The sequence below is a fragment of the Curtobacterium sp. MCSS17_005 genome (genome assembly GCF_003234225.2).
GTDB lineage: Bacteria > Actinomycetota > Actinomycetes > Actinomycetales > Microbacteriaceae > Curtobacterium > Curtobacterium flaccumfaciens.
In genome coordinates this window covers 1,198,969-1,223,936 of the sequence record NZ_CP126258.1, presented here as the reverse complement: position 1 = coordinate 1,223,936, position 24,968 = coordinate 1,198,969, and the positions used below count along the sequence as shown (strand labels likewise).

Below are 24,968 nucleotides of genomic sequence, written 5' to 3'. Positions count from 1 at the left end.
TGATGTGTGTTCGGCAGGCCATGGCGACGGCACTCGATGGTGCGTGCGCGCCGATCGTTCCGGACGCATGTCTGGCCAGCAGTAGAAGCACTCGGGAAACCGTTCCGGCCCGCGAGCCACCACCGATGACCAGCTCCGTGCCCGGCCTGCGCAGTGTTGTGTGTGACGTCCGGGGAATGAGTCCTCGGACACGATGGACTTTACCAGTCCACGGGCTGTCAGCGGCGCGGCTCGCAGGACTCCTGGTGAACATCGGTAGCCTGCCGACATGCGCCTCACCCCCTCGCGGGGCGTGCTCGTCGCGGCCGCCGTGGTCGTCGGCGCGCTCGTCGCCCCGGCCCTGACCGCCGTCCCCGCGAACGCCACCGAGTACCCCACGTGGCAGGACGTCCAGCGTGCCAAGGGCAACGAGACCGCGAAGCGCGCCGAGGTGCAGAAGGTGCAGGCTGCGCTGCAGTCGGCGCAGGACGAAGCAGCCGCGAAGTCGCAGGCCGCCCTGGTGGCCTCGTCGAAGGCGGACGCGGCCGAGGCGGAGTTGGCGTCGGCCACCCAGGCCGCCACGAGCCTCCAGGCCCAGGCGCAGCACGCGAGCGAGACGGCGGACCGGGCCCAGCAGCGGGCCGGCCAACTGGCCGCGAACCTGTACCGCGACGGCAGCACGAACCAGATGACCACCCGCATCGCGACCGCGAAGGACCCGGACCAGCTGCTCTACCAGCTCGGCGCGCTCGACCAGCTGTCGGAGACCTGGTCCGGCGTCATGGACGAGGCGTCCGTCGCGGCCGGCACGGCATCGTCGCTGCACGAGCAGGCCGAGCGGGCCGAGACGGAGCGGGCGACACGCGCGCAGGCGGCCGAGGAACGCTCGGCCGCGGCGAAGGCGGCGGAACAGGCGGCGGACGCCGCCGTCGAGTCGACGGAGCAGCACAGCGACGAGCTGTACGCGCAGCTCGCGTCGCTCAAGGACAGCACCGCGAAGCAGGAGGCCGGGTACGAGCTCGGCCAGCGGGTCGCCGCGCAGAAGGCGGAGCAGCAGCGCAAGCGGGCCGCAGCAGCGGCGGCCGAGGCGGCGGCGAACGCAGCCGCGGCGAACGCCGGCAGCAGCGCGCCCAGCGGCGGTGCGACCAGCGGCGGCACCGGCTCGTCCTACCCGAGCACCGGGGGCGTCGCCGTGGACCCCGCAGCCGCACAGGCCTACGCACGGAGCGCGCTCGGGTCGTACGGGTGGGGATCCGACCAGTTCTCGTGCCTGGTGTCGCTCTGGACGCAGGAGTCCGGGTGGCGGGCGAACGCCCTGAACGCCTCGAGCGGTGCCTACGGCATCCCGCAGTCGCTGCCGGCCGAGAAGATGGCGGTCGCCGGAGCCGACTGGCGCACCAACGCGAACACGCAGATCGACTGGGGGCTCGCGTACATCAAGAGCGCCTACGGCTCACCCTGCGGGGCGTGGGGCCACGAGATGAGCGTCAACCCGCACTGGTACTGAGCGCTGGGCCGGCCGGGCGCCGGTCGCCGGCTGCTCACCGCTCCACCAGTCGGAGCGCCTGCAGGGGGCACATCGCGACGGCGTCGGCCGCAGCGGCCCGCTCGTGCGGACGGACCGGGACGTCGCGGGTGCCGGGGTCGCCGGCGTCGCCGGGCTCACCGGCGCGGGAACCGGGGTCGCCCGGGTTGCCGGCCCGGGCACCGGGGTCGCCCGGGTTGTCGGCCCGGGCACCGGGGTCGCCGGGGTCGCCGGCCCGGGCGATCGGGTAGCCCCACTCGTCGCGCTCGAGCCGGTCGGCGAACAGTTCGGTGCACAACCCCCGGCCCCGGCAGCGCGTCCAGTCGACGTGCAGCGCAACATCGCCCGCGCCCGCGCCAGCGCCCGCGCCCCCGCTCACCGCGCACCGCCGGGTCGCAGCAGGCACCCGCCACCGAGGTGCGCCTGCACGTCGTCGTGGAACACGTCGAGCGCGCTCCGCACCATCCGCGCCACCCCGTCCGGGTGGTGACACGCCCCGCGACCGTCCACCAGCGCGGCGACCCGACGCATCTCGCCCGCCAGGTCACCGGCGGCTCGCCCCGAAGCGACGCTCCCGACGCCGGCTCGCCCCGACGCCAGGTCCCCGACGACGCCGGCGATCCGCGGCAGCCCGTTCACGCACGGTCCGCACCGTCCGGCCGAGGCTCCGGCGAGCGCCGTCGCCAGCCGTGCCGTCACCGCGATCGGGCAGGTTCGGTCATCGAGCACGGCGAGCACGCCGGCCCCGGGCGCTGCGCCCCACCGAGCCAGCCCCTCGGGGTCGAACGACGCGTCGAGGGCCGCGGCCGGCAGCCACGTCCCGCCCCATCCGCCGACCAGCACGGCGCGTGTGTGCGCCGGATCGGTCACCGGCAGCCGGGAGGCCCGCAGCAGTTCCCCGAGCGGCGCACCCCCGGCGGTCTCCAGCACCACCGCGGTGGTCGGGTCCGTCACGTCGCTCACCGTGACCAGCCGGGTGCCGGGGGCACTCGGGCTGCCGACCCCCCGCGCCCACGACGCCCCGAAGCGCACGACGAGTGCTGCCTGGGCGAGGGTCTCGACGTTCGACACCAGGGTCGGCCGCCCACTCGGCCCGCGTTCGGCGAGCCGCACCACGCGGTCCTCGGGCACACCCCGGCCACCGGCGACGGCCGAGGCGAGGGCGCTGGCCTCCCCGGACACGAAGGAGGCGTGGGGCAGGACCCGCAGGCTGATCGGCACAGGGTCGCCCCCGCGGTCGGCGCGTTCCGCGAGTGCCCGGCGGACAGGACCGGCGAGTCGGTCGCTCGTGGCGAGCACTGCCTCGGAGGCACCGATCGCGGCGGCCGCGACGACGAGGCCGTCGAGCACCAGGTGCGGTGCGCGCTCGAGCAGGACGGCGTCCTTGCGGCTGGCGGGTTCGCCCTCGGCGGCGTTCGCGACCACGAGGGGCGCACCCCGTCCCCGACGGCGACCGCGGGCGGTCACGGCGGCGAGCTTCCGGGCGAGCGGGAACCCGGCTCCGCCGCGGCCGTCGACGCCGGCGCGGCCGAGTTCGTCGACCACCCACGGGCCGAGCTGCGGGAGCGGGCCGAGGGTGTCCTGGTGGTCGGTGCGCGTCGGACCGGGTGCGGCCAGGAGCCGTCGGGTGCCGGCGGGCGGGACGACGGTGCGGGGGTGGGTCAGGGTCATCGGACGACCTCCAGCTTCGCGGAACGGAACTCGGTGACACGGGCGGTGCAGCGCCAGACGACGGCGGCGACGACCGCCGCGGTGCAGACGCCGGCGAGCACGAGGAACCACACGGAGGTGCCGTCGGTCCCCGTGCCGACCGCGTGGGCCAGGGCGATCGGCCACATGGCGTAGGCCGCCCAGTGCACGGCGCGGAAGACCCGCGGGCCGATCGCACGGCGGAGCAGTGCGGTGACGACGAGCACGACGAGCAGGTCGACGGCCAGGGTGCCGAGCCCCAGCCAGAACCACCGGTAGGCGCCGACGAACGGCACGACCGTGTCGAGGAGGCGCAGCTCGGCCTCGGTGTCGAGCAGCAGCGAACCCACGTGCACCGCGACGAACACCGTGGCGGCGAGGGCGACGTCCCGGTGCACGAGCTGCACGGCGAACCGGGGCAGTCCGGGCAGCGGTCGTCCGCCCCTGGTGACGATGCCGAGGAGCACCGTGAGGGTGAGGAGCAGGACGGCGGTGACCCCGGTCCCCCGGCCGATCACCCAGAGCGCGGTGTCCATCAGGCGACCGCCGATCGGTCGTCGTCGGGCTGCTCGTCGGTGCGCTGGACGTCCGCGCCCTGGTCGTCGGGCCAGCCGCCGAGCCGCACGACCGTGCCGTCGGCGGCGACGAGCCGGGCGGCGCGTCCGCTCTGCCGGAGCCACTCGGCGGCGGTGCGACCGCGCACCACGGCGGCCGTCGTCATCGTGTTGGCGGTGGTGCACGACGGGGCGACGACGGTCACCGTGCGCCAGACCGGCTCGGCGGGCAGGCCCCACCGAGGGTCGAGGATGTGGTGCCGGGCGGTGCCGTCCTGCTCCCAGCGGCGCTTCTGCGTGCTCGAGGTCGCCACGGACCACCCCGAGGCGATCCGGACGTGGTCGACCGGGTCGCCCTCGAGGTCCTGCACCCGCACCTGCCAACCGCCGGACGGATCCGGGCCGGCGGTCGCGACGTCACCGCCGAGGGACACCAGCGCGCCGATGCCGAGCCGTGCGGTGATGCTCGCCGCGGCCATGTCGGCGGCAGCGGCCTTCGCCGTGGCACCGAGGTCGAGGGTGACGCCCTCGGGGATGCGCAGGAACGTGCCCGACAGCAGGATGCGCTGCCACGCCGGACGGTCGTCGAGTGCACGCGACAGGGCCTCGGGCGACGGGACCGGCCGGGCGTCGGCGAAGGCGGCGTCGTACCCGAGGGACACCATCCGGCGCCCGAGGGTGGGGTCGACGTCGCCGTCGGAGAGCCGGGCTGCGTCGAGGGCCTGATGCACCAGTGCGGCGAGGAGCGGCGACACCTCGGTGCCACGCACCAGGTCGTCGGCGCGTGCGGTGAGTTCGGAGTCGTCGCGGAAGCGGCTGCACGCGGCGTCGACGGCGGAGGTGACCTGCCGGACGCAGGACTCCGCGGCCGCGAGGTGCCGACGATCCCGGTGGTCGAGGACGACCCGGGCGGTCGTGGTCCAGAGGTCCCACTCGGTGGCGGCGCGCACGGTCACGACCCCGTCGTCGTGGTGTCGGAGGTCCCGCCGGTGGTGCCCTGCGAGACGCCGGTGTCCGAGTCGGTCGTGTCCGAGTCGGTCGTGTCCGAGTCGGTCGTGCCGGAGCCGCTCGCCGAGTCGGTCGTGGCGTCGGTCGGCTGGGTCGACGAGTCGGTGCTCGTGTCGGCACTGCTGCTGGAGTCGCTGCTGCTGGAGCTGCTCGTGCTCGTGTCACTGCTCGTGCTCGCCTGCTCGTGCCCGAGCCAGAGCCCCGCTCCGGTGACCATCGCCACCACGAGCCCACCCACGCTGACGAGCGCACTCGTGATCCGTGCGGATCGCCTGCCGCTGCCTCTGGTGTCCATCGGTCCTCCTCGTCGTCATGACGAGGTTCCCGAGGGCACCGATGAGCGAGCCGCACACCCGCCGCGCACCGACCGTACGAACCCTGTGGTCCGCCTAAGAGCACGCGCCCCCGATGACGGCGGCGGGACCGCGGGTCAGTGGCCGAGGCCGCCGAGCAGGCTCGCGAAGTCCGGGGTCGCGGGGAGCGCGTCGGCTTCCTGCGGCGCCCGCCTGGAGGCCCGGATCGCCCAGGCCAGGTCGGCTCCGGCCCGGCGGATGCGACCGTCCAGGGCGGCCGCGTCACCGTCGGTCCCCCAGTCGTCGGTCGCGGCGAACACCCCGGTTGGCACGATCGCCGCGCGCAGGTACGCGAAGACCGGCCGCAGGGCGTGGTCGATCGCAAGGGAGTGCCGCGAGGTCCCGCCGGTGGCACCGAGCAGGACGGGCATGTCGGCCATCGAGTCCTTGTCGAGCACGTCCAGGAACGACTTCGCCAGCCCGCTGACGCCCGCGGTGAAGATCGGCGTGACGAACACGACGGCGTCGGCCTCGACCACGGCGGCCATCGCTGCCGAGAGCGCCGGGGCCGCGAAGCCGGTGAGCATCGCGTCGGTGATCTCGTGTGCGAGCGGCCGGAGTTCGACGTGCACGACGTGTGCCTGGGTGCCCTCGGCAACGAGCGACGCGACGGCGGCCTCCCCCAGACGGTCGGCGAGCAGGCGGGTGGAGCTGGGCTCGGAGAGTCCGGCGGAGACGACGGCGATGGTGGTCATGATGCTTCCCGACTTTAGATGCGTTTGCATGAACATAGCATCCAACCGGGTCGCCGTCGCAACCATTCCCGCCGTCGAGCAGCGTGCCGATCGGTCACGACTCCCCGCGCGCTGACTGCGGAGCGGCCACGATGTGTCGCGTGAGACCGCGGTGTCCGACGAACTGTGACCGCCGCACGAGCGCGGGCGACGTGTCGCGACCGACCGAGGACGGAGCGCGGACGGAGCAGGGCCGCCGCCGAGCGTCGAACGTCCCGGGAACGAAGAACGCCCCGGTCCTCACGAAGAGGTCCGGGGCGTTCGGTCAAGCGTGTGTCGGTCGACTAGCGACGCAGGCCGAGGCGCTCGATGAGCGTACGGTAGCGGGCGATGTCGACGTCGGAGAGGTAGCCGAGGAGACGGCGACGCTGACCGACCATGAGGAGCAGGCCACGACGCGAGTGGTGGTCGTGCTTGTGCTCCTTGAGGTGCTCGTTCAGGTCGTTGATACGACGCGTCAGAACGGCGACCTGGACCTCGGGGGATCCGGTGTCGCCCGGGTGGGTCGCGTACTCTTCGATGATCTCCTGCTTGACCTGTGCGTCAAGTGCCATGGTGATCCCCTTCCTGTCCGTTGCGCGGTGCCCGTGCCTGATGCACGAGCGCTCTTTGTCCGCGGCCGTTCGACGGCAACCGCACAAGACTACCAGAGTCCTAGGCGGTCCTGGGGTGCAGACGGCGTCGGCGGCGACGCTCCGGCAGCAGACTGCGGACGAGTCCGACCAGCGTCGCGCCGAGCAGACCACCGAGGCCGTTCGACAGCACGTCGCGCGGGTCCGCGACGCGGTACGGCAGGTAGGTGGCCTGCGCGAACTCGATGCCGGTCGACAGGGCGACCGCGACGAGCGCGCCGAGGATCCACCAGCGACGGGGCAACCACAGCGCCGCGAGCATCCCCACGGGCACGAACATCGCGATGTTGGCGAGGAACTCGGTGCGCTCGTACGTGAACCAGGCACCGTGCGGCAGCTGCTGCACCCAGGCGATCGCGTGCAGCACGAGGGAGTTCTGGGCCGAGGTGAAGACCTGCGGGGTCAGCGTCATCCGCCAGATCACCCAGGCGTAGCCCGCGGTCAGGGCGAGGAGGAGGAGTCGACGGAACATCCGCACAGTGTGCTGCACGGTCCTGCGCGGTCGCTGGAGCGCTCCTGTCAGCCGTCGGTGCGACACCTGGGCGATCGCGGATCGGCGCTGGTCAGGACTCCCCCGCACCTGTCAGCATGGGTCCGGGCGCGATCGGTGCCCGCACCACCGACACCGCACGGTCAGATCAGGAGCACCGCAGCATGCCGGAGCACGAGGCACACAGCACCCCACGCCGCAACCGCACCGGCGGCCTGCGGCAGTGGGGGTGGATCGCCGCTGCGGCCGTCGTCGTCGCCGCGGTCGTCGCGACGCTCGTGGTCGTCGGCCCGTGGAACGGCGGCCAGCCGGACGGCGACGGCACCCCGAGCGGGCGCACCGTCGCCGAGCGGAAGTCCGCGGCAGAGGCGTTCCCGGGCGGGCTCGCACGCCAGCCGACCGCGGTGAACCAGGCCGGCATCCGCGAGCGCCAGGCCCGTGCCGACGGTGACACCCGGACCGCCGAGCAGATCGCCGTGATCGCCGACCAGCCGATCGCGACCTGGCTGACGAACACCTCGCGGGCCGAGACCCGCTCGACGATCCGGTCGGTGGTCAGCACGGCGGAGGAACGTGGCGCCACCCCCGTGTTCGTCCTCTACAACATCCCGGACCGCGACTGCGGGAGCTACTCGAAGGGCGGCACCGAGGACGACGCCTACCTGCCGTGGGTCCGGTCCGCCGTCCGGGCGATGGCCGGTTCGCACGCCGTCGTGCTCGTCGAACCCGACTCGATCGCCCAGATCCAGAACTGCGAGCGGCTGCGCGACGAACGCCTGCCCCTGCTGCGGAAGGCCGTCGACGCGCTGACCGGCCACGGCCTCACCGTGTACCTGGACGGCGGCAACGAGAACCGCGTGCCGACCGCCACCATGGCGGACTGGCTGCGGCAGGCCGGCGTCGACGAGGTGCAGGGCTTCTTCACGAACGTGTCGAACTTCTACCGCGTCGACCAGGAGCGCGCGTACGCCGACGAGCTCGCCGACGCGATCGGGGGCGACCCGCACTTCGTCATCGACGTCTCCCGCAACGGACAGGGGTGGCGGGGAACCTGGTGCAACCCCGAGGGCGCCGGCCTCGGCCAGGAGCCGCACGTCACAGGCGGCAGCACGCGGCTCGACGCCCTGCTCTGGGTGAAGACGCCGGGGCTCAGCGACGGCACCTGCAACGGCGGCCCCGCGGCCGGCCAGTGGTGGGAGTCGTACGCGCTGGCCCTCGTCGAGCACCGCAAACGCGACTGACCCTGCCACGGGACGGCCCGCGCAGGGCCGTGTCGGTGCCCGGTGGTTGCATGTGCGCATGACCGCGACCGACCGCATCCGCTCCGTCGTCCCGCCCTACCTGCTCCGCGCCGTCGCCGGTGCCGACGCCTTCCCCCGGGCGGCCTCGGCGGCACGCACCGCGCTGGCCTCCCTCGACGCCGTGCAGGCGCCGAAGCACGCGCACCTGGTCGCACCGCGCAGCGTCAGCGGTGCCGTCGACCGCTCCCCACAGCGGACGATCACCGACGCGCACGGCACCACGACGCTGCCGGGCACCGTCGTCCGGCGCGAGGGCGACGCCGACTCCGGAGACGCTGCGGTCGACGAGGCGTACGCGGGCCTCGGCGCCACGCACGCCTTCTGGCTCGAGGTGTTCGACCGGGTGTCGATCGACGGCGCCGGACTCCCCCTCGACGCGACCGTGCACTACGGCCAGGACTACGACAACGCCTACTGGGACGGCAGCCGGATGGTGTTCGGCGACGGCGACGACGAGGTGTTCCGCCGCTTCACCGTCGCGCTCGACGTCATCGGCCACGAGCTCGCGCACGGCGTCACGCAGTACACCGCCGACCTGACCTACCAGGGCCAGTCGGGCGCCCTCAACGAGTCGATCAGCGACGTCTTCGGCTCCCTGGTCGCCCAGTACGCGGCGGGGCAGACGGCGGAGCAGGCGAGCTGGCTCATCGGCGAGGGGCTGTTCACCGACGCCGTGCAGGGCGACGCGCTCCGGTCGATGCGGGCTCCCGGCACCGCGTACGACGACCCGGTGCTCGGGAAGGACCCGCAGCCGGCGACCATGGCCGGCTTCGTCGTCACCACCGACGACGCCGGCGGGGTCCACACGAACTCCGGCATCCCGAACCACGCCTTCTTCCTGGCGGCCACGGCCATCGGCGGCCCCGCGTGGCTGGGCGCCGGCGCCGTGTGGTGGGACGCCCTGACGTCGCCCGAGGTGGCCGCCTCGATCGACTTCGCGGGCTTCGCCACCGTCACCGTCGACGCGGCCGGGCGACGGTTCGGGGACGGATCCGCCGAGCAGACCGCGGTGCGTCAGGCCTGGCAGCAGGTGGGCGTGCTCGACTGATCGCGCCACCCGGGCGTAGCGTCGAGGGCATGCGCATCGAGGTCCGCCGCTCCGGGGGCTTCGCCGGCACCACACGGCGCTGGCGGGTCGACACCGACACGAGCAGCGACCCCACGGCATGGTCCGACGTCGTCGACGCGCTGCGGCGCACCCCGGCGCCGACCGCGGCGCCCGTCCCCGACGACTTCAGCTGGACGATCACCGTCGAGCGCACCACCGTGACGATCCCGGGTCGCCGCCTCGACGGCCCGTGGGCCGACCTGGTCGCGCGGGTACGGTCCGAGGGCGACCCGACCTGAGCCGGGAGGCCCCTGGCGGGCCCGCACCGGGCCTCCCGTCCGCACCGCGGTGACGCCACCACCCACCGACCGTGCGCAGGGACGCGCGCGCGACGGTCAGTCGACGTCGATGACCGTCAGGCGACGGGTCGGACGCGTCATCGCGACGTACACCGCGGCGGCGGCACGGGCGGCGTCGGCACCCACGCCGTCCGGGTCGACGAGCAGCACGCCGTCGAACTCCAGGCCCTTGGCGTCCGCACCAGTCAGCACCGTGAGCGAGCCGGCGTTCGGCGAGGCGAGCCCGCGGACGTCCGCCTCGGTGCGGGCGAGCCGCTGCCGGATCGTGTCGGCCTGGGCCTCGGGGACGATGACGCCGATGGTGCCGGAGCCGATCCGGGCGCGCTCGGCGTCGGCGACCGCCACGACGGCGTCGAGCAGGTCGGCCCGGGCGACGCGGACGCGCTCGACGGGGTCGCCGTCGCGCACGGCCTCGTTGCGGGTGGCGGTGAGGCCGGCGCTGTCCGCGAAGGCCCCGGCCGCCTCGACGATGGAGCGCGGGGTGCGGTAGTTGACCGTGAGCTGCTCGATGCGGTGGTCGAGCGGCACCTGCGGCGCACGGCCGCGTCGGCGACGCGCGAGCGCCCCGATGACGTCGTCCCAGGTGCGTGCGGCACCCGGCGAGGAACCCTGCGCCATGTCGCCGACGATCGTGAACGAGCGCAGCGGGTTGCGACGGGCGAGCACGCGCCACTGCATCGGCGAGAGCTCCTGCGCCTCGTCGACGACGATGTGCCCGTAGGTCCACTCGCGGTCGTCGGCGGCGCGCTCGGCCGTGGAGCGGGGGTCGCCGCCCTCGGCGAACGAGCCGGCGACCTGCTCGGCGCTGACGATGCCCTCGACACCCATGTTCTCGATGGCCTGTCGGGCGTTCTCGATGTCACGGTTCCGGCTGGCCTTCGCCGCGCGCTTGGCGGCACCGCCGGTCGGGTCGAACGGGCCGAGCAGTTCGGCGGCCTCGTCGAGCAGGGGGACGTCCTCGACGGTCCAGGCTGCGCCTCGGGCACGCTGCAGCAGGGCTCGGCGCTCCGGGGTCCAGTCGGGGGTGAGCGAGGCGAGCCAGTTCGGACGGGCGTAGAGGTCCTCGAGGAACTTCTCCGGCGGCAGCGGCAACCACGCGGTGTTGAGCAGCACGCGGGCGTCGTACGAGCTCCGGATGTCCTCGCGCAGGACCTTCTCGTCGGCCTCGTCCACCGTGGTGCCGCGCTCCCGCAGCTGCTCGGCGAGCAGGCGGGTCATCGCGTCGAGGGCGGTCTTGTTGAACGTGACGCGGGCGGCGTTGTGCGGCTTGCCGCGGTCCTGCGCACGCTTCATGGCGTCGGCGACGAGCTGCGGCGGGACGACGAGCCGCTCGCCCTCGATGTCGAGCGTGACCGACTCGGTCGGCACGACCTGGCGCGAGCGCACGGCCCGCCGGAGGAGTGACGCCATCTGCGCGGCGCCCTTCACGGCGGCGACGTCGCGGGTGTCGTGCGTCGTCGCGTGCACGCCCGGGTAGAGCGAGCCGAGCGACGCCATCACGACGCCGGTCTCGCCGAGCGACGGGAGCACCTGCTCGATGTACGTCAGGAACGCCGGCGACGGGCCGACCATGAGCACGCCGGAGCCCCGCAGCCGCTCGCGGTACGAGTACAGCAGGTACGCGGCTCGGTGCAGCGCCACGGCGGTCTTGCCGGTGCCGGGGCCGCCCTGCACGATGAGCACGCCCTCGAGCGGGGAGCGGATGATGCGGTCCTGCTCGCCCTGGATCGTCGCGACGATGTCGGTCATCCGGCCGGTGCGTTCGGCGGTCACCGCGGCGAGCAGCGCCCCTTCACCCTGCAGGTGGGTGCGCTCGTCGTCGTACAGCGAGGCGTCGAACACCTCGTCCTCGACGCCGACCACACGACGACCCTGCAGGGACAGGTGCCGGCGGGACCGCATGCCCATCGGGTGCGCGGCCGTGGCCTGGTAGAAGGCGCTCGCACCGGGGACGCGCCAGTCGAGCAGCAGCGGCCGGTGCTCGGCGTCGCGCAGCCCCACACGGCCGATGTACCGGAAGGTGTCGTCGGGGTTGTCGGGCTCGGCGACCTCGAGCCGGCCGAAGACCAGACGGTCCCCCACCCGCTCGAGCGTCGCGACGGTGTCCTCGTAGAGCCGCGCGTACGCGTCGCGCTCGCTGCGGCTCTGGTGGTTCCCGCCGACCGCCTGTCGGCGGGTCTCGGCGAGGCGCTGTTCGGCCTCGGCGGTCAACTCGTCGAGACGACGGAAGAGGCCGTCGACGTAGCCGCGTTCACGGTCGATCTCGGTCGGTTCGGACACACGCAACCCTTCGGGAAGAGGGGGAACCAGTGTACTGCCCACCGGGAGCCCCGCTGTCCCCGAAGGGTCGCGTCGGAGTCACATCTCTTCGTGCGTGTCCGGGTCGCCGTCCCACAGACGACCGCGCTCGAGCGCGGAGATCGCCTGCACCTCGTCGCCGGTCAGCTCGAAGCCGAAGACGTCGAGGTTCTCCTTCTGGCGGGCGGCGTCGCCCGACTTCGGCACCGGCACCGCACCGAGCTGGACGTGCCAGCGCAGCACGACCTGGCCGGGGGCCACACCGTGCGCGGCGGCGGCGTCGACGATCGGCTGTTCGGTGAGCAGTTCCGACCGCTTCGCGAGCGGGCTCCAGCTCTCGGTCACGATGCCGAGCTCCTGGTGCACCTTCCGCAGTTCCGCCTGGGGGAAGTACGGGTGCAGCTCCACCTGGTTGACGGCCGGGGCGACCCCGGTGGCGTCGACGATCCGGCGGAGGTGCTCGGGCGTGAAGTTCGAGACGCCGATCGAGCGGACCTTGCCGCTGTCACGGAGGTCGACGAACGCCTTCCAGGTGTCGACGAACTTGTCCACCGACGGGTTCGGCCAGTGGATCAGGTACAGGTCGACGTGGTCGAGCCCCAGGTTGCCGAGGGTCTCGTCGATCGAGCGGTGCGCCTCGTCGTAGCCGTGGTGCCGGCCGGGGAGCTTCGACGTGACGACGAGGTCCTCGCGCGCCACCTCGGACTCACGGACGGCCTTGCCGACGGCGTCCTCGTTGCCGTAGTTCAGCGCCGTGTCGAGCAGCCGGTAGCCGCTCGCGATCGCGGTGCCGACCGCCGCAGCGCCCTCGTCGCCGTTCAGGCCGTAGGTGCCGAGGCCGAGCTCCGGGAACCGGTGGCCGTCGTTCAGCTCGATCGTCGGGGCACCGACCTGCATCAGCGGACCCCGAGCAGGTCGATCACGAAGATGAGGGTCTTGCCGGACAGGAAGTGGCCACCACCGGCGGGGCCGTAGGCGAGCTCCGGTGGGACGACGAGCTTGCGGCGACCGCCGACCTTCATGCCGGGGATGCCCTCCTGCCAGCCGCGCACCAGGGCCGCGAGCGGGAAGTCGATGGGCTCGCCGCGGTTCCAGGAGCTGTCGAACTCCTCGCCGGTCTCGTACTCGACGCCGGCGTAGTGGACCTTGACGGTCGAGCCGGCGGACGCTTCCTCGCCGGAGCCCTCGACGATGTCGGTGATGACGAGCTCGGTGGGGGCGGGGCCCTCGGGGGCGTCGAACTCGGGCTTGCTGTTCAGGTCAGTCATGCCGATCAGTCAACCAGAGCGCGCACCGGGCACGCGCAACGAGCGTCCAGCCCGCAGAATGGTTCCACCGTGACACCATCGACTCCCGCACCGCCGCGCCGCCGCCTGCTCGCCGACCTCACCCCGCTCCGCCGCTCCCCCGCCTTCGCACGGCTCTGGGCCGGCACCGCGATCGCCGGCATCGGCACCCAGATGACCACCGTCGCCGTCGGGCTCGAGGTCTACGAGATCACCCGCTCGACCTTCGCCGTGGCCCTGGTGGGTGTCATCGCGCTCGTGCCGATGATCGTCGCCGGCCTGTACGGCGGCATGCTCGCGGACGCCTTCGACCGACGCCTCGTCGCGCTCGTGTCGTCGATCATCGCGTGGGTCGCCGTCGCCCTGATCGCCACGCACGCCTGGCTCGACCTGCACAGCGTCGCGCTGCTCTACGTGCTCGCGACGGTGAACGCCGTGGCCGCCACCGTCAGCAACGCCTCCCGCTCGGCCATCGTCCCGCGGCTCGTCGGCACCGACCTGCTGCCCGCGGCGAGCGCCCTGGGCGGGATCGCGTCGGGGTTCCAGGTCACCGTGGGCCCGGCGATCGCCGGTGTGCTCATCGCGAGCGTCGGGTTCGCGCCGACCTACACGATCGACGTCGTGCTGTTCACGTTCGCGTTCCTCGGGGTGTTCACGCTGCCGCGGATGGCCGCCGACCACGACGCACTGCGACCGGGGCTCGGCTCGCTCATCGAGGGCGCGAAGTTCCTGCGGCGGTCGCGCAACATCACGATGACGTTCGTGCTCGACATCATCGCGATGACCTTCGGGCAGCCGCGTGTGCTGTTCCCCGCGATCGGCGCGCTCGTCATCGGCGGCGGGTCGATCACCGTCGGCACCCTGACCGCCGCGTACGCGATCGGGGCGCTGCTGTCGAGCGTGTTCTCCGGGCCGCTCGGGCACGTCCGACGCCAGGGTGAGGCCGTCGGCTGGGCCATCACGGCGTACGGCGGGGCGATCGCGGCGTTCGGAGTGGTCATCGCGCTGGCGCACGTGCTCGGCGGCCGCTCGGGCGAGGCGTTCGGCGTCGAGATCCTGCCGGCGCTCGGGCTCGCGGCGCTGTTCCTGGCCATGGCCGGCGGTGCGGACAACGTCAGCTCGGTGTTCCGGAACACGATCCTGCAGGCGGCGTCGCCGGACGGCATGCGCGGTCGGCTGCAGGGCATCTTCATCGTCGTGGTCACGGGCGGCCCGCGGCTCGGCGACCTGTACGCCGGCCTGGTCGTCGCGGCCGGCATCGCGTACCCACCGGTCATCGGCGGGGTGCTCATCATCGGACTCGTCGCACTGCTCCTCCGGATGGTCCCGTCGTTCCGCCGCTACGACGCCCTGCACCCCCACGCCAACTGACGGCGGGGCGGTCGGGTCGCCGCACCGAGACTCGGCTGCGCGGACAGTTCCGCGGCCGAACGCGCGGGAGACTGTCCGCCGCGCCGAGACTCGGCTGCGCGGGCTGCGGGTGGGACGCGACCACCGCAGGACTGGAGGCGCGGGGCGGGCCCGCCACGGGCCTCCAGGCCGTCACGTGTCGGGTACCGTACGACACATGCCGGACAGCGCATCGCGCGACCTCCAGCGGACGGGAGTCCGCGCCGTCGTCCGGCGCACCTACCACTCGGTCATCCGGCACCGCGTCGTCGACGCGGCCGCGTCGCTGACGTTCTTCGCGCTGCTGACGGTGTTCCCGACCGCGCTGGCGGTCGTGTCGGCGCTGTCGATCGTCGACCGCAAGGGCGACAGCCTGACCGACATCGTCGAGGTCCTCGGGTTCATCGTCCGGCCGGAGACCGCCGAGCACCTCGAGGGGCCGCTCCGGCAGCTCCTGACCCTGGACAACCCGTGGCTCGGGTTCACGATCGGCGTCGTGCTGACGCTCTGGTCGCTGTCCGGCTACGCGACGGCGTTCGGACGGGCGATGAACACCGCCTACGAGGTCGAGGAGGGCCGGCGGATCTGGAAGTTCCGCAGCATGATGCTCCTCGTCACGCTGCTCGTCATGGTCGGCGGCGCCGTCGCCATCGTCATCCTGCTCGGCACACCGACGATCTCCGAGGCCGTCATCCGACAGCTCGGGTGGGCGCCCTGGATCGACGACGTGTGGAATGTGGTGAAGTGGCCGGTGCTGGCGGCCGACCTCGTCGTGATGGTGGCGGTGCTCTACTACGCGACGCCGAACGTGAAGACCCCGCAGCTGCGGTGGGTGTCGGCCGGTGCCGCGTTCGCGATCGTGACCTGGGCCATCGCCACCGTGGGGTTCGCGCTCTACGTGGAGACCCTCGGCGGCGGGAACCGCGCCTACGGGTGGCTCGGTGGCGCGATCCTGCTGCTCGTGTACCTGTACATCTCGAACTTCGTGCTCGTGGTCGGCGGGGAGCTCGACTCCGAGGTGATCCGGATGCGGCAGCTGCTCGCCGGCATCGAGGCGGACGAGTCGATCCGGCTGCCGCTGCGCGACGTCACGCGGAACTTCACGCTCGCGCGGTGGCGGGACCAGGACATCGCGGCCGCCCAGCACGTCCGGGCCGAGGCCGCGCGGGTGGCCGAGGAAGAGGACGCCGAGCTGACCCCGGGCGAAGAGCACCTGCGGGCGATGGCGCAGCAGGTGCGGGTGGGCGAGCGGCCGCTGCCCTGACGGGCTGCGCGTGCGCGCGTTCTTGTGGCGCGGACGCCCCGCGTCAGCGCTTGCGCGCCTCGGCGTCCAGCATCTCCTCGGTGATGATCGGGATCGCACCCGTCGCCAGCTCGATGCCCGACAGCCGTGCCGGGCTGAGCACCCGCATGACCTGGTCCTCCTCCATCAGCCCCGCGGCCACGACGAGCGTCGAGATCGGCGTCGAGGTTGTCAGCGCCGTGTGCGCGATCGACGCCGCGGCGGCGTACCCGATGTACGGCGTGAGCGCGGTGACGACGCCGACGTTCGTGTCGACCTGGGCAGCGAGCTTCGCCTCGTTCGCCTCGATGCCGACGACGCAGTGCTCGCGCAGCGTTGCGCAGCCGCGGGACATCCACTGCAGCGACTGCAGGATCGAGTGGGCGATGATCGGCTCGAAGGCGTTGAGCTGCAGCTGCCCGCTCTCCGCCGCCATCGTCACGGTGGTGTCCGCCCCCGCGACCGCGTAGGCGATCTGGTTCACGACCTCGGGGATCACCGGGTTGACCTTGCCCGGCATGATCGACGAGCCGGCCTGGCGAGCGGGCAGCGTGATCTCGCCGAGACCCGCCTGCGGACCGGACGACAGCAACCGCAGGTCGTTGCAGATCTTCGAGAGCTTCGCGGCGCTGCGCTTCACGGTGCCGGACAGGGTCATGAACGCTCCGGCGTCGCTCGTCGCCTCGATGAGGTCGGGGGCGGTGACGACGTCGATGCCGCTCGCCTCTTGCAGCTGCCGACGGACCTCGTCGCGGTAGAGCGGGTCCGCGGTGATCCCGGTGCCGATCGCCGTGGCGCCGAGGTTCATCTCGGCGAGCAGCGGCATCACCTTGCGGAGCAGGTCTGCATCCTCTTGGATCGTGTGCGAGAACCCGGTGAACTCCTGCCCGAGGGTCATCGGCACCGCGTCCTGCAGCTGCGTCCGGCCCACCTTCAGCACGTCGGCGAAGGCGCGGCCCCGCTCGGCGAACGCCGCGGAGAGCTCCTCGAGCTGCACGATCAGACGACGGACCCCGAAGATCATCGCGATCTTGATGCTCGTCGGGTACGTGTCGTTCGTGGACTGGCTGCGGTTCACGTGGTCGATCGGGTGCAGGTACGCGTAGTCGCCCCGCTCCCGGCCGAGGAGTTCGAGTGCCCGGTTCGCGAGCACCTCGTTCGTGTTCATGTTCGTGCTCGTCCCCGCGCCGCCCTGCACGACGTCGACGACGAACTGCTCGCGGAGCGCCCCGTCGCGGACTTCCTGCGCTGCACGGTCGATCGCGTCGGCGCGCTCCTCGTCGAGGACACCGATCGCCCGGTTCGCCCGCGCCGCCGCCTGCTTCACGGTGACGAGCGCCTCGATGAGGTCCGGGTACACGGCGATCGGCACGGAGGTGATCGGGAAGTTCTCCAGTGCCCGCAACGTGTTGATGCCCCAGTACGCGTCGTTCGGGACCTCCCGTGATCCCAGCGAGTCGCTCTCGGTCCGCGTCGTCGTCGTCACAGGTGCCTCCTCGTTGCCGGTCACATGTTGAGGCTAGTCCCGTCCGTCCGGCCGGTCCGGGAACGCGCCGGGGCTGGGCGGACCGGCGGCGTTCCTGCGCGAGCGGGCGAAATGCCGCGGTCGCCTCAGCAACGCACGCCGGCATTTCGCCCGCTCGCCACCGGCCTGGAGGTTCGGTGCCAGGCCGCCACGGGCCTCCCGTTCGACCCGCAGTCACACCCCGGACGCGAGCGGGCGGAATGGCGGGGTAGGCGCGAGCGCGGACGCGGGTATTTCGCCCGCTCGCGCCGCGCGCGCCCGCCCGCGCACTTCGTGAGCAGAAGGGGTCGGGTCCCACACGGCGACGCGACATCTTCTGCTCACCAAGCGCGCCGCCCGCGTGCGCGGGCGCGGCGAACGCACGACGAGCGAGCAGAAGACGCCGGGTCGCGAGGGGCGACCCGGCGTCTTCTGCTCACTCGGTGAGCGTGCCCGTCAGTGGAACTGCGGGACGATGAGGTAGACGCCGTAGAGCACGACGGCGCCGCACACGACGAAGCACGCGATGGCCGCCGCACGGAGCGCACGTGCGGCCGCCGAGACTCCGGCGGGGTTCGGGAAGCCGGCGGTGGCCGGGCCGATCGTGCCGTCGTCCTTCACGGTGAACTTGCCTTCGCGGGTGTCGGCGGCGCTCCAGAAACGGAGGCCGACCGAGTACACGGCGACGACGAAGCACGATGAGACCACGGCGACGAGCGCCACGGTGAGGAACGCGAACCAGTCGATGCCCATCAGCGACGGCCTCCCTTGCGGGCCGCCATGCGACGGAGCGTGCGCTCGCGGCTCAGTTCGGCGCGACGCTGGGCGACCGCGTCGGCACGCTTCTTGCGCTGCATGTCACGCAGCTCCTTGCGGGTCAGGACCGCGTTCGCGGCGACGTCGACCTCGATCGCGGAGGCCTGCTCGTGCGGCTTGCGGAGCGACCACAGGTACAGGCCGAGGATGACGACGGCACCGATCACGGCGTCGAGCACGAGCCCGACGACGCCGAGGCGGGCGATGCCCGAGGCGACCGCACCGACCGCGGCGGCCGCGGGCAGGGTGATGAACCAGGCGATGACGATCTTGCCGGCGGTCGACCACTGGATCTTCGAACCGCGGCGGCCGAGCCCTGCACCGATGATGGAGCCCGAGGACACCTGGGTGGTCGACAGCGCGAAGCCGAGGTGGCTGGAGGCGAGGATCGTCGCGGCGGTCGAGGCCTCGGCGGCGAAGCCCTGCGTCGCACGGATCTCAGTGATGCCCGAGCCGAGGGTGCGGATGATCCGCCAGCCGCCGGTGTAGGTACCGAGGGCGATTGCGAGGGCACAGGCGACGACGACCCAGAACTGCACGCCCTGGTTCGACGACTGCGCACCCGAGGCGATGAGGGTCAGCGTGATGACACCCATCGTCTTCTGCGCGTCGTTGGTGCCGTGCGCCAGGGACACCATCGAGCTGGTGAAGACCTGCCCGATGCGGAACCCGCCGCGCTCGTTCGGGAACACCGGACGCTTCGTGATCCGGTACGCGATGCGCGTCGACAGGAACGACACGAGCGCGGCGATCACGGGCGAGGCGAACGCCGGGATGATCACCACCGTCAGCAGCGCGACGTAGTTGACCGACTGGAACCCGGCGCCGACGATCGCGGCACCGATCAGCCCGCCGAACAGTGCGTGCGACGACGACGACGGCAGCCCGCGGAGCCACGTGATCATGTTCCAGACGACTGCCCCGATCAGGCCCGCGAAGATCATCTCGGGGCTGATGGCCACGCCACCGGGCCCCTCGTTGATCAACCCGTGCGAGATCGACGTCGCCACGGCGGTGCTGAGGAACGCACCGACCAGGTTGAGCACCGCAGCGACGGTGACCGCCACCTTGGGCTTCATGGCGCCGGTCGCGATCGGGGTCGCCATCGCGTTGGCGGTGTCGTGAAAACCGTTTGTGAAGTCGAAGAAGAGGGCCAACGCGATGACCAGGACGACTATGAGTGTGATGTCCACCGCGGGCAAGTGTCCCAGGCGTCGGCCCTTCGAGCAAACCTGATCGGCAACCTGTTGTTCACCGCAGCTTCACACTCGTTCAGCTTCGGAACCATGCCGATGGGAGAATGTGTCCATGGACACCGCTGAGCTCCTCATCCTGCTGATCGGATCGCTCGCGGTGACGGGGTTCGCCCGGGCCAAGGGACTCCCCGCTCCACTGCTCGTCACGGCGGTCGCCCTGGCCGCCTCGTTCCTGCCCGGGCTGCCGCCGATGGAGATCGACTCCGAGGTCATCCTCACGGTGATCCTGCCGCCGCTGCTCTACTCGGCGGCCCTCGACGTGTCGTGGCAGAGCTTCCGTGGCTCGATCAAGCAGATCCGACGGCTCGGCATCTTCCTGGTGATCGTCACCGCCCTGGTCGTCGGCGGGGTGGCGTACCTGCTCATCCCGGACATGACGCTGCCGGCGGCGATCCTGCTCGGCGCGATCGTCGCCCCGCCGGACGCGGTGTCCGCCGCCGCGATCGGCCGGAAGCTCGGACTCCCCCGCCGGGTGATGACCGTGCTGTCGGGCGAGAGCCTGATCAACGACGCGGCCTCGCTGACCCTGGTGCGGGTGTTCACGCTCATCATCGCGGGCACGTCACTGACGATCTGGCAGGACCTCGGCATCTTCGGCCTGGCGATCGGCGTCGGCCTGGTCGTCGGCATCGTGCTCGGCGTCGTCGTGCACTGGATCCGGATGCGCATCAACGACCCCGTGGTCGAGACGATCATGAGCATCCTGCTGCCCTTCGTCGCCTACATCCTCGCCGAGGACCTGTCCGGCTCCGGGGTCATCGCGGTCGTCACGGCCGGCCTGTACATCGGCTACAACTCGCCGAAGGAGGGCTACGCCACCCGCCTGCAGGAGCGCCCGCTCTGGACGAGCATCGACGTCATCCTCGAGGGCTTCGTGTTCGCGCTCATCGGCCTGCAGCTCAACACCGTGGTGCAGGACCTGGTCGAGAGCGAGCGGAGCCTCGGGCAGACGCTCACCGCCGCGGCCGTCGTGCTCGTCGTCGTGATCCTGGTGCGGCCGCTGTTCGTGTTCGAGTCCTACGCGCGCAACCGCATCAACGGGAAGTGGCTCCGGCCACTGCGGATCAAGCTGTCCCGCGGGCACCCCTCGCTGCGGTGGATGCGCGGTTCCGCCGAGCCGAAGCTCAACTGGCGGGAGCTCACCGTCATCTCGTGGACGGGCATGCGCGGCGTGGTGACCCTGGCCGCAGCGGTGTCGGTCGTGGCGAGCCCCACGCAGATCCCGGCGCAGGACACGATCTTCATCATCGCCTTCTTCGTGACCGTCGGCACCCTGCTGCTGCAGGGACTCACCCTGCCGTTCGTCATCCGCGCGCTCAAGGTGCAGGACCCGGCCGAGGGCGAGGAGGACGTCCGCAGCGAGATGCGACTCAACCAGCGCACCACCGAGGCCGCGATCGAGCTGCTCGAGAAGCGGCGTCCGGCGTGGGCGAAGCAGTACGGCTCGGAGGCCGTCGACTCGGTGGTGAACCGGCTGAAGGCGCGACTCGAGCGTCAGGCCGAGACGTTCCGTCAGGACGCCGAGGAAGAAGAGGACGAGGGGCGGAACGTCGCACTGCGCCTCCGTGGCTCGCAGATCCAGGACATCCGCCGCGAGCTCCTCGACCGCCGCCGCGAGATCGTGCTCGAGGAGCGGGAGAAGGGGAACCTCGACGAGGAGGTCATGCGCCGCGTGCTCGTGACCCTCGACGCGGAAGAACTCGCGATGGACTCGGCGCAGGCGTCGCGCAGTCGCTCCTGAGCACCCCGGGCGTATCCTGGCGCTCCGATCGAGAGCAGGAGCAGAGCGCCGAGTGAGCACGCCGCGGAACGACGTCCCCAGGAACGACGACGGACCGGAGCGCCCCGGCGGTTCCCGTCCCAGCCCGCCGAAGCCGCGCGGGACCCGGCCCTCCGCACGTGGGACCAAGCCGCGTCGTGGGGGCAAGGTCGCCGGGCACACGCGGTCAGCACCCAGGCGACAGGCTCCGGTGCCCGCGCCCCAGCAGCACGGTGCCTACCGCCGGTGGTACTCGACCCTGCACCCGTCGCTGCAGCTGATCGGCCTGCAGCTCTGGATGCCGCTGTTCTTCATCGTCGGGTTCTGCCTGTGCTACGTCTTCGCGTTCCACGCCCCGCACCCGCACGACGTCCCGATCGCCCTGATCGGCAGCGACCCGGCGTTCGTGCAGGCGGTGCAGCAGGCGTTGCCCGGCGAGTTCGTGTTCCACACGTACGACTCGCTCGCGCAGGCGAAGCGCGACGTGGTGGGTGGCTCGATGGCGGTCGCGTACGACCCGGCCGCGAACGAGTTCTTCAAGGCGAGCGCGCACCAGTTCCAGGTCGCGAGCCTCGTCCCGGCCACCCTCACCGCGGTGCTGACCGGCCTGGGCGTGGCGACCCCGAAGGTCACCGAGCTCGCACCCCTGCCGGCGTGGGACGAGTACGGCACCGTCGCGATGTACGTCATGCTCGCGTGGTGCATCGGCGGCTACATGGTCGCGATGTTCATCGGCATCATGGGCGGCCCGCTCCGGCACCGCACCCGGATGACGGTGATCGTGGTCGGCGGCCTCGTCATCTCGCTCATCACGAACACGCTCGCCGGGCCGGTGCTCGGCGCCATCCACGGGCACTGGATCCAGCTCGTGCTCATCGCCTGGGGCTGGATCGTGGCGATCGGTCTGGCGGTCAACGGCCTGAGCTACTTCGTCGGCCGGTTCATCGCCGCACCCGCGATGATCTGCTTCGTCTTCCTGTCCATGCCGTCGTCCGGCGGCGCCTACCCGAAGTGGTTCATGCCCGAGCCATTCGCCTGGCTGAACAACGTCGTCGTCGGCTCGAGCATGGTCGACATGATCAAGCACCAGGTCTACGGCGTCGGCCCCGGCCCGGCCCGCGGCCTGATCACGATGGCCTGCTACGCCACGGCCGGCCTCGTGCTGATGTACTTCGGCAAGAAGTGGTGGGAGCGCCGACGGATCCGGGCGATCGTCACCGGGCGGACCACGATGTTCCAGGACGCCAACACCGCCAACCGCGAGTTCCTCGGCCGGCAGCGCGACGCCGAGCTCGAGCGCCACGGCCTGACCTCCACCGAGACCGGCACCCTGAGCGTGCTGCGGGACGACGACTGGGAGGACGACCGCACCGGCGGTGACGTCTTCACCGGCGGTCGCGACGGCCTCGAGCCGGACGCGACACCGACCGGGCGGATCGCCGTGCAGCGCCCCGCGAACCGGAAGGAACCGCGACCAGCGGCGGCTCCGCACGGCAAGCACGCCGACCGCTGACGCGTATCCTGATCGGATGAACCCGCGCATCACCTGGCACCGCGTCCTCATCACCGTCGTCGTCGTGTTCCTCGTGCTGACGGTCGGTTTCTACGCTGCGAGCGTCCTGCTCGCACCCGCCGACGGCCGCGGTACCGCCGGGCTGTTCGTCGGGTGGGCGATGTTCTCGATGATCGGCGCGATCGTCGTCGGCATCATCGACTTCTTCGTGCGTCCCCTGGGTGGCCGGAGCGGCGACGCCGACGTCATGGCCGCCGCCGAGGAAGCGCGCACCGGCAGCACCCGCACCCAGCAGCCGCGCTAGCCGCCCACGCCGACGCCCGTCCCGGTGAACCCGGCGACCGTCGCGTCGTCCTCGGCGAACGTGAACCGCGCGCGGACGCTGCCGCCCGCGAGCACCCCCGGCAGCCAGTACCGGGCGTCGTCCCACATCGCGTCGTAGGGCACGGTGTCGACGGGGATCCACCTCGGCTCGAGTTCGTCCGAGCCCGACGGGTCTCCCTGCCAGCGGCGGCAGACGAAGACGTCCGAGACCTGGGACCAGGACGGTCGGTACGGGAACCGGTAGTCCAACGTGCCACGGGCCTCCAGGTCGACCGCGTCGAGCCGCAGGCCGACCTCCTCACGCACCTCGCGCACGGCGGTCTCGACCGCCGACTCACCGGGCTCGCGCTTGCCGCCGGGGCCGACCAGACGGCCCGTGCCGAGGCCACGGCGCTTCTCCCCCAGCAGCACCTCGGGGCCTGCCTCGCCGTCGCGCAGCAGGTACACGACCACCACCCGGGGATGCTGGGACTTGCTCTCGTCGCGAAGGGTCACGCGTCCAGTGTGACCGATGGAGTGTCGTACGCTCTTCCCATGGCAGGCGTGCTGCGGGGGCACCATGGCTGAGCCCCGCAGGACCGGGCGCAGCCTCGAAGTGCTGCGCGCCGAGGCCGCCGAGGAGATCTCGATGCTCGTCGAGCACCGGAGCCGTCAGGGCGAGGACCCGTGGGAGTTCATGCCGACGCTCCCCACCGTCGACGAGCAGGTCGTGCTGATCCTGCGTGCGGACGCCGTCGACCTGGACGAGGCGATCGGCAAGCGGCACGCGCAGTGGGCGAGCCACCCGGCGTCCGGGCAGGGCACCAGGCTGGGCGAGGAGTACCACCGGCTGCGCCGGATCGCGCTGCAGCACCCCGAACTGACGCCCGCCGTGTGGAAGCTGCTGGGCGCGCTGCCCGAAGCCGGCTGAGCTGCGGTTGGATGGACGCATGACCGAAACCGTGCTCGCCGTCCTCAACCAGCCCTCCCGCGACGCTGCGCCGCACGACCCCGCGGCGGACGCCTTCACCTGGGCGAAGCCGCTCGAGGAGCACGTGCAGGTGCAGGACCTCGGCGTCACGCGCGGCGACGGCGTGTTCGAGACGATCACGGTGATCGACGGTCGGCCCCAGGCCCTCGAGGCGCACCTCGCCCGCTTCGGCCGCTCCGCCGCGATGCTCGACCTGCCCGCCCCGGACCCGGAGGCCTGGCGCCAGGCCATCGAGGCCGTCTGCGCCCGCCTCGACCCGGTGCGCGAGGCCTTCGCCAAGACCGTCCTGACCCGCGGCGTCGAGGGCACCGACCGCCCGACCGGGTGGGTCTACGCCGCGCCGTCGGGTGACTCCACGGCCGCCCGCACCGAGGGCATCTCCGTCGTCGTCCTGGACCGCGGGTACCGGCACGACGTCGAGCGCACCTCACCGTGGCTGCTGCAGGGCGCGAAGACGCTGTCGTACGGCGTCAACATGGCCGCCCTGCGCGAGGCCGTCCGCCGCGGCGCCGACGACGCCCTGTTCGTCTCGAGCGACGGCTACGTGCTCGAGGGCACGCGCGCCAACCTGATCATGAAGGTCGGCGACCGGCTCGTCACGCCCCGCACCGACATCGGGATCCTGGCCGGCACGACGCAGGCCGACGTGTTCCGCTTCGCTGAGCAGGAGGGCATCGAGACCGCCTACGAACTCGTCACCCTCGCCGACCTGGCGGCGGCGGACGCGCTCTGGCTCGTGTCGAGCGTGCGGCAGGCTGCGCCGATCCGTTCGGTGAACGGCGACGCGCGGCCCATCGACGCCGAGCTCACGACGCGCATCAACGACTTCCTGCTGGCGCGCGAGGTCTGAGCACGCGGCGCCCGGCGCGTGCGCCGTGCGCGTTTCGCGCTGAGCGACA

The 24,968-nt window shown here is 72.2% G+C and carries 26 protein-coding genes; 11 read left to right on the top strand and 15 right to left on the bottom strand.

Annotated elements, in window-relative coordinates; translation table 11 throughout:
* Window positions 1-268: 268 nt before the first annotated feature.
* Window positions 269-1,486 carry a coiled-coil domain-containing protein gene (locus tag DEJ20_RS05955; protein WP_111235268.1) on the top strand — a complete coding sequence of 406 codons (1,218 nt, stop codon included), beginning with the start codon at window positions 269-271 and terminating at the stop codon, window positions 1,484-1,486.
* Between the two features lie 34 nt (window positions 1,487-1,520).
* On the opposite strand, the gene DEJ20_RS05950 is transcribed toward DEJ20_RS05955, so the two are convergent.
* From DEJ20_RS05950 to DEJ20_RS05915, 8 genes are all read right to left on the bottom strand, one after another.
* Complete coding sequence (locus DEJ20_RS05950) at window positions 1,521-1,883, bottom strand: ferredoxin (RefSeq protein ID WP_502866593.1); 363 nt, start codon at window positions 1,881-1,883, stop codon at window positions 1,521-1,523.
* Entirely contained in the window at window positions 1,880-3,175 is a 1,296-nt protein-coding gene (locus DEJ20_RS05945; protein WP_111235269.1) for an NADH-ubiquinone oxidoreductase-F iron-sulfur binding region domain-containing protein, read from the bottom strand. The genes DEJ20_RS05950 and DEJ20_RS05945 overlap by 4 nt, the downstream gene beginning before the upstream one ends.
* Window positions 3,172-3,729: a ferric reductase-like transmembrane domain-containing protein gene (locus DEJ20_RS05940; RefSeq protein WP_111235270.1), complete on the bottom strand. Its 558-nt coding sequence runs from the start codon at window positions 3,727-3,729 to the stop codon at window positions 3,172-3,174. Before DEJ20_RS05940 ends, DEJ20_RS05945 begins: the two co-directional genes overlap by 4 nt.
* Window positions 3,729-4,703, bottom strand: a complete 975-nt coding sequence (locus DEJ20_RS05935) for an FAD:protein FMN transferase (protein ID WP_111235271.1) — start codon at window positions 4,701-4,703, stop codon at window positions 3,729-3,731. Before DEJ20_RS05935 ends, DEJ20_RS05940 begins: the two co-directional genes overlap by 1 nt.
* Window positions 4,700-5,050 (bottom strand): hypothetical protein, encoded by a 351-nt coding sequence (locus DEJ20_RS05930; protein ID WP_146245425.1) that lies wholly within the window; start codon window positions 5,048-5,050, stop codon window positions 4,700-4,702. Before DEJ20_RS05930 ends, DEJ20_RS05935 begins: the two co-directional genes overlap by 4 nt.
* Before the next feature lie 135 nt (window positions 5,051-5,185).
* Window positions 5,186-5,803, bottom strand: a complete 618-nt coding sequence (locus tag DEJ20_RS05925; RefSeq protein ID WP_111235273.1) for a CE1759 family FMN reductase — start codon at window positions 5,801-5,803, stop codon at window positions 5,186-5,188.
* Window positions 5,804-6,126: 323 nt separating this feature from the next.
* Window positions 6,127-6,396 carry a 30S ribosomal protein S15 gene (gene rpsO, locus DEJ20_RS05920; protein ID WP_017885935.1) on the bottom strand — a complete coding sequence of 90 codons (270 nt, stop codon included), beginning with the start codon at window positions 6,394-6,396 and terminating at the stop codon, window positions 6,127-6,129.
* A gap of 100 nt (window positions 6,397-6,496) precedes the next feature.
* Window positions 6,497-6,946: a VanZ family protein gene (locus tag DEJ20_RS05915; RefSeq protein WP_084741173.1), complete on the bottom strand. Its 450-nt coding sequence runs from the start codon at window positions 6,944-6,946 to the stop codon at window positions 6,497-6,499.
* Window positions 6,947-7,128: 182 nt separating this feature from the next.
* Here DEJ20_RS05915 and DEJ20_RS05910 point away from each other — a divergent pair, with 182 nt between their 5' ends.
* Genes DEJ20_RS05910 through DEJ20_RS05900 form a run of 3 tightly spaced genes read left to right on the top strand, consistent with a single transcriptional unit; the run spans window position 7,129 to window position 9,612 of the window.
* The gene (locus DEJ20_RS05910; RefSeq protein ID WP_146245426.1) at window positions 7,129-8,205 is read left to right on the top strand and encodes a glycoside hydrolase family 6 protein; all 1,077 of its coding nucleotides are present in this window, start codon (window positions 7,129-7,131) and stop codon (window positions 8,203-8,205) included.
* A gap of 58 nt (window positions 8,206-8,263) precedes the next feature.
* Window positions 8,264-9,313, top strand: coding sequence for a M4 family metallopeptidase (locus DEJ20_RS05905; RefSeq protein ID WP_111235275.1), 1,050 nt, complete (start codon window positions 8,264-8,266; stop codon window positions 9,311-9,313).
* A gap of 29 nt (window positions 9,314-9,342) precedes the next feature.
* A complete protein-coding gene (locus DEJ20_RS05900; protein ID WP_071405582.1) occupies window positions 9,343-9,612 on the top strand; it encodes a protealysin inhibitor emfourin in 270 nt (89 codons plus the stop codon).
* Between the two features lie 96 nt (window positions 9,613-9,708).
* Here DEJ20_RS05900 and DEJ20_RS05895 read toward each other — a convergent pair whose 3' ends face one another.
* From DEJ20_RS05895 to DEJ20_RS05885, 3 genes are all read right to left on the bottom strand, one after another.
* Entirely contained in the window at window positions 9,709-11,952 is a 2,244-nt protein-coding gene (locus DEJ20_RS05895; protein ID WP_258377154.1) for a HelD family protein, read from the bottom strand.
* A gap of 78 nt (window positions 11,953-12,030) precedes the next feature.
* Complete coding sequence (locus DEJ20_RS05890; RefSeq protein ID WP_111235277.1) at window positions 12,031-12,867, bottom strand: aldo/keto reductase; 837 nt, start codon at window positions 12,865-12,867, stop codon at window positions 12,031-12,033.
* Window positions 12,867-13,238 (bottom strand): FKBP-type peptidyl-prolyl cis-trans isomerase, encoded by a 372-nt coding sequence (locus DEJ20_RS05885; RefSeq protein ID WP_173035534.1) that lies wholly within the window; start codon window positions 13,236-13,238, stop codon window positions 12,867-12,869. Before DEJ20_RS05885 ends, DEJ20_RS05890 begins: the two co-directional genes overlap by 1 nt.
* A 69-nt stretch (window positions 13,239-13,307) precedes the next feature.
* Between DEJ20_RS05885 and DEJ20_RS05880 the strand changes: the two genes are divergently transcribed.
* Both DEJ20_RS05880 and DEJ20_RS05875 read left to right on the top strand, forming a co-directional pair.
* A complete protein-coding gene (locus DEJ20_RS05880; RefSeq protein ID WP_111094701.1) occupies window positions 13,308-14,627 on the top strand; it encodes an MFS transporter in 1,320 nt (439 codons plus the stop codon).
* Window positions 14,628-14,823: 196 nt separating this feature from the next.
* Entirely contained in the window at window positions 14,824-15,909 is a 1,086-nt protein-coding gene (locus tag DEJ20_RS05875) for a YihY/virulence factor BrkB family protein (RefSeq protein ID WP_051596533.1), read from the top strand.
* 43 nt (window positions 15,910-15,952) lie between these two features.
* Here DEJ20_RS05875 and DEJ20_RS05870 read toward each other — a convergent pair whose 3' ends face one another.
* The 3 genes from DEJ20_RS05870 to DEJ20_RS05860 all read right to left on the bottom strand — a co-directional run bounded on the left by DEJ20_RS05870 (window position 15,953) and on the right by DEJ20_RS05860 (window position 19,440).
* Entirely contained in the window at window positions 15,953-17,413 is a 1,461-nt protein-coding gene (locus DEJ20_RS05870) for an aspartate ammonia-lyase (protein WP_258367025.1), read from the bottom strand.
* Between the two features lie 474 nt (window positions 17,414-17,887).
* A complete protein-coding gene (locus DEJ20_RS05865) occupies window positions 17,888-18,184 on the bottom strand; it encodes a hypothetical protein (protein ID WP_111235278.1) in 297 nt (98 codons plus the stop codon).
* Window positions 18,184-19,440: an inorganic phosphate transporter gene (locus tag DEJ20_RS05860; RefSeq protein ID WP_111023186.1), complete on the bottom strand. Its 1,257-nt coding sequence runs from the start codon at window positions 19,438-19,440 to the stop codon at window positions 18,184-18,186. The genes DEJ20_RS05865 and DEJ20_RS05860 overlap by 1 nt, the downstream gene beginning before the upstream one ends.
* A 115-nt stretch (window positions 19,441-19,555) precedes the next feature.
* On the opposite strand from DEJ20_RS05860, the gene DEJ20_RS05855 reads away from it, so the two are divergent.
* The 3 genes from DEJ20_RS05855 (at window position 19,556) to DEJ20_RS05845 (ending at window position 23,079) form a co-directional block, all read left to right on the top strand.
* The gene (locus DEJ20_RS05855; protein WP_110859250.1) at window positions 19,556-21,244 is read left to right on the top strand and encodes a cation:proton antiporter; all 1,689 of its coding nucleotides are present in this window, start codon (window positions 19,556-19,558) and stop codon (window positions 21,242-21,244) included.
* A gap of 229 nt (window positions 21,245-21,473) precedes the next feature.
* Window positions 21,474-22,775: an ABC transporter permease gene (locus DEJ20_RS05850; protein WP_111033196.1), complete on the top strand. Its 1,302-nt coding sequence runs from the start codon at window positions 21,474-21,476 to the stop codon at window positions 22,773-22,775.
* A 16-nt stretch (window positions 22,776-22,791) separates the two neighbouring features.
* On the top strand, window positions 22,792-23,079 hold the full coding sequence (locus DEJ20_RS05845; protein ID WP_027464737.1) for a hypothetical protein: 288 nt from the start codon (window positions 22,792-22,794) through the stop codon (window positions 23,077-23,079).
* Here the strand turns inward: DEJ20_RS05845 and DEJ20_RS05840 are convergent.
* The gene (locus DEJ20_RS05840) at window positions 23,076-23,594 is read right to left on the bottom strand and encodes an 8-oxo-dGTP diphosphatase (RefSeq protein WP_181431539.1); all 519 of its coding nucleotides are present in this window, start codon (window positions 23,592-23,594) and stop codon (window positions 23,076-23,078) included. The genes DEJ20_RS05845 and DEJ20_RS05840 overlap by 4 nt on opposite strands.
* Before the next feature lie 64 nt (window positions 23,595-23,658).
* Between DEJ20_RS05840 and DEJ20_RS05835 the strand changes: the two genes are divergently transcribed.
* Together DEJ20_RS05835 and DEJ20_RS05830 are read left to right on the top strand one after the other, a co-directional pair.
* Window positions 23,659-24,009 (top strand): tryptophan synthase subunit alpha, encoded by a 351-nt coding sequence (locus DEJ20_RS05835; RefSeq protein ID WP_111235280.1) that lies wholly within the window; start codon window positions 23,659-23,661, stop codon window positions 24,007-24,009.
* 19 nt (window positions 24,010-24,028) lie between these two features.
* Window positions 24,029-24,919: an aminodeoxychorismate lyase gene (locus tag DEJ20_RS05830; protein ID WP_027464735.1), complete on the top strand. Its 891-nt coding sequence runs from the start codon at window positions 24,029-24,031 to the stop codon at window positions 24,917-24,919.
* Window positions 24,920-24,968 lie beyond the last annotated feature (49 nt).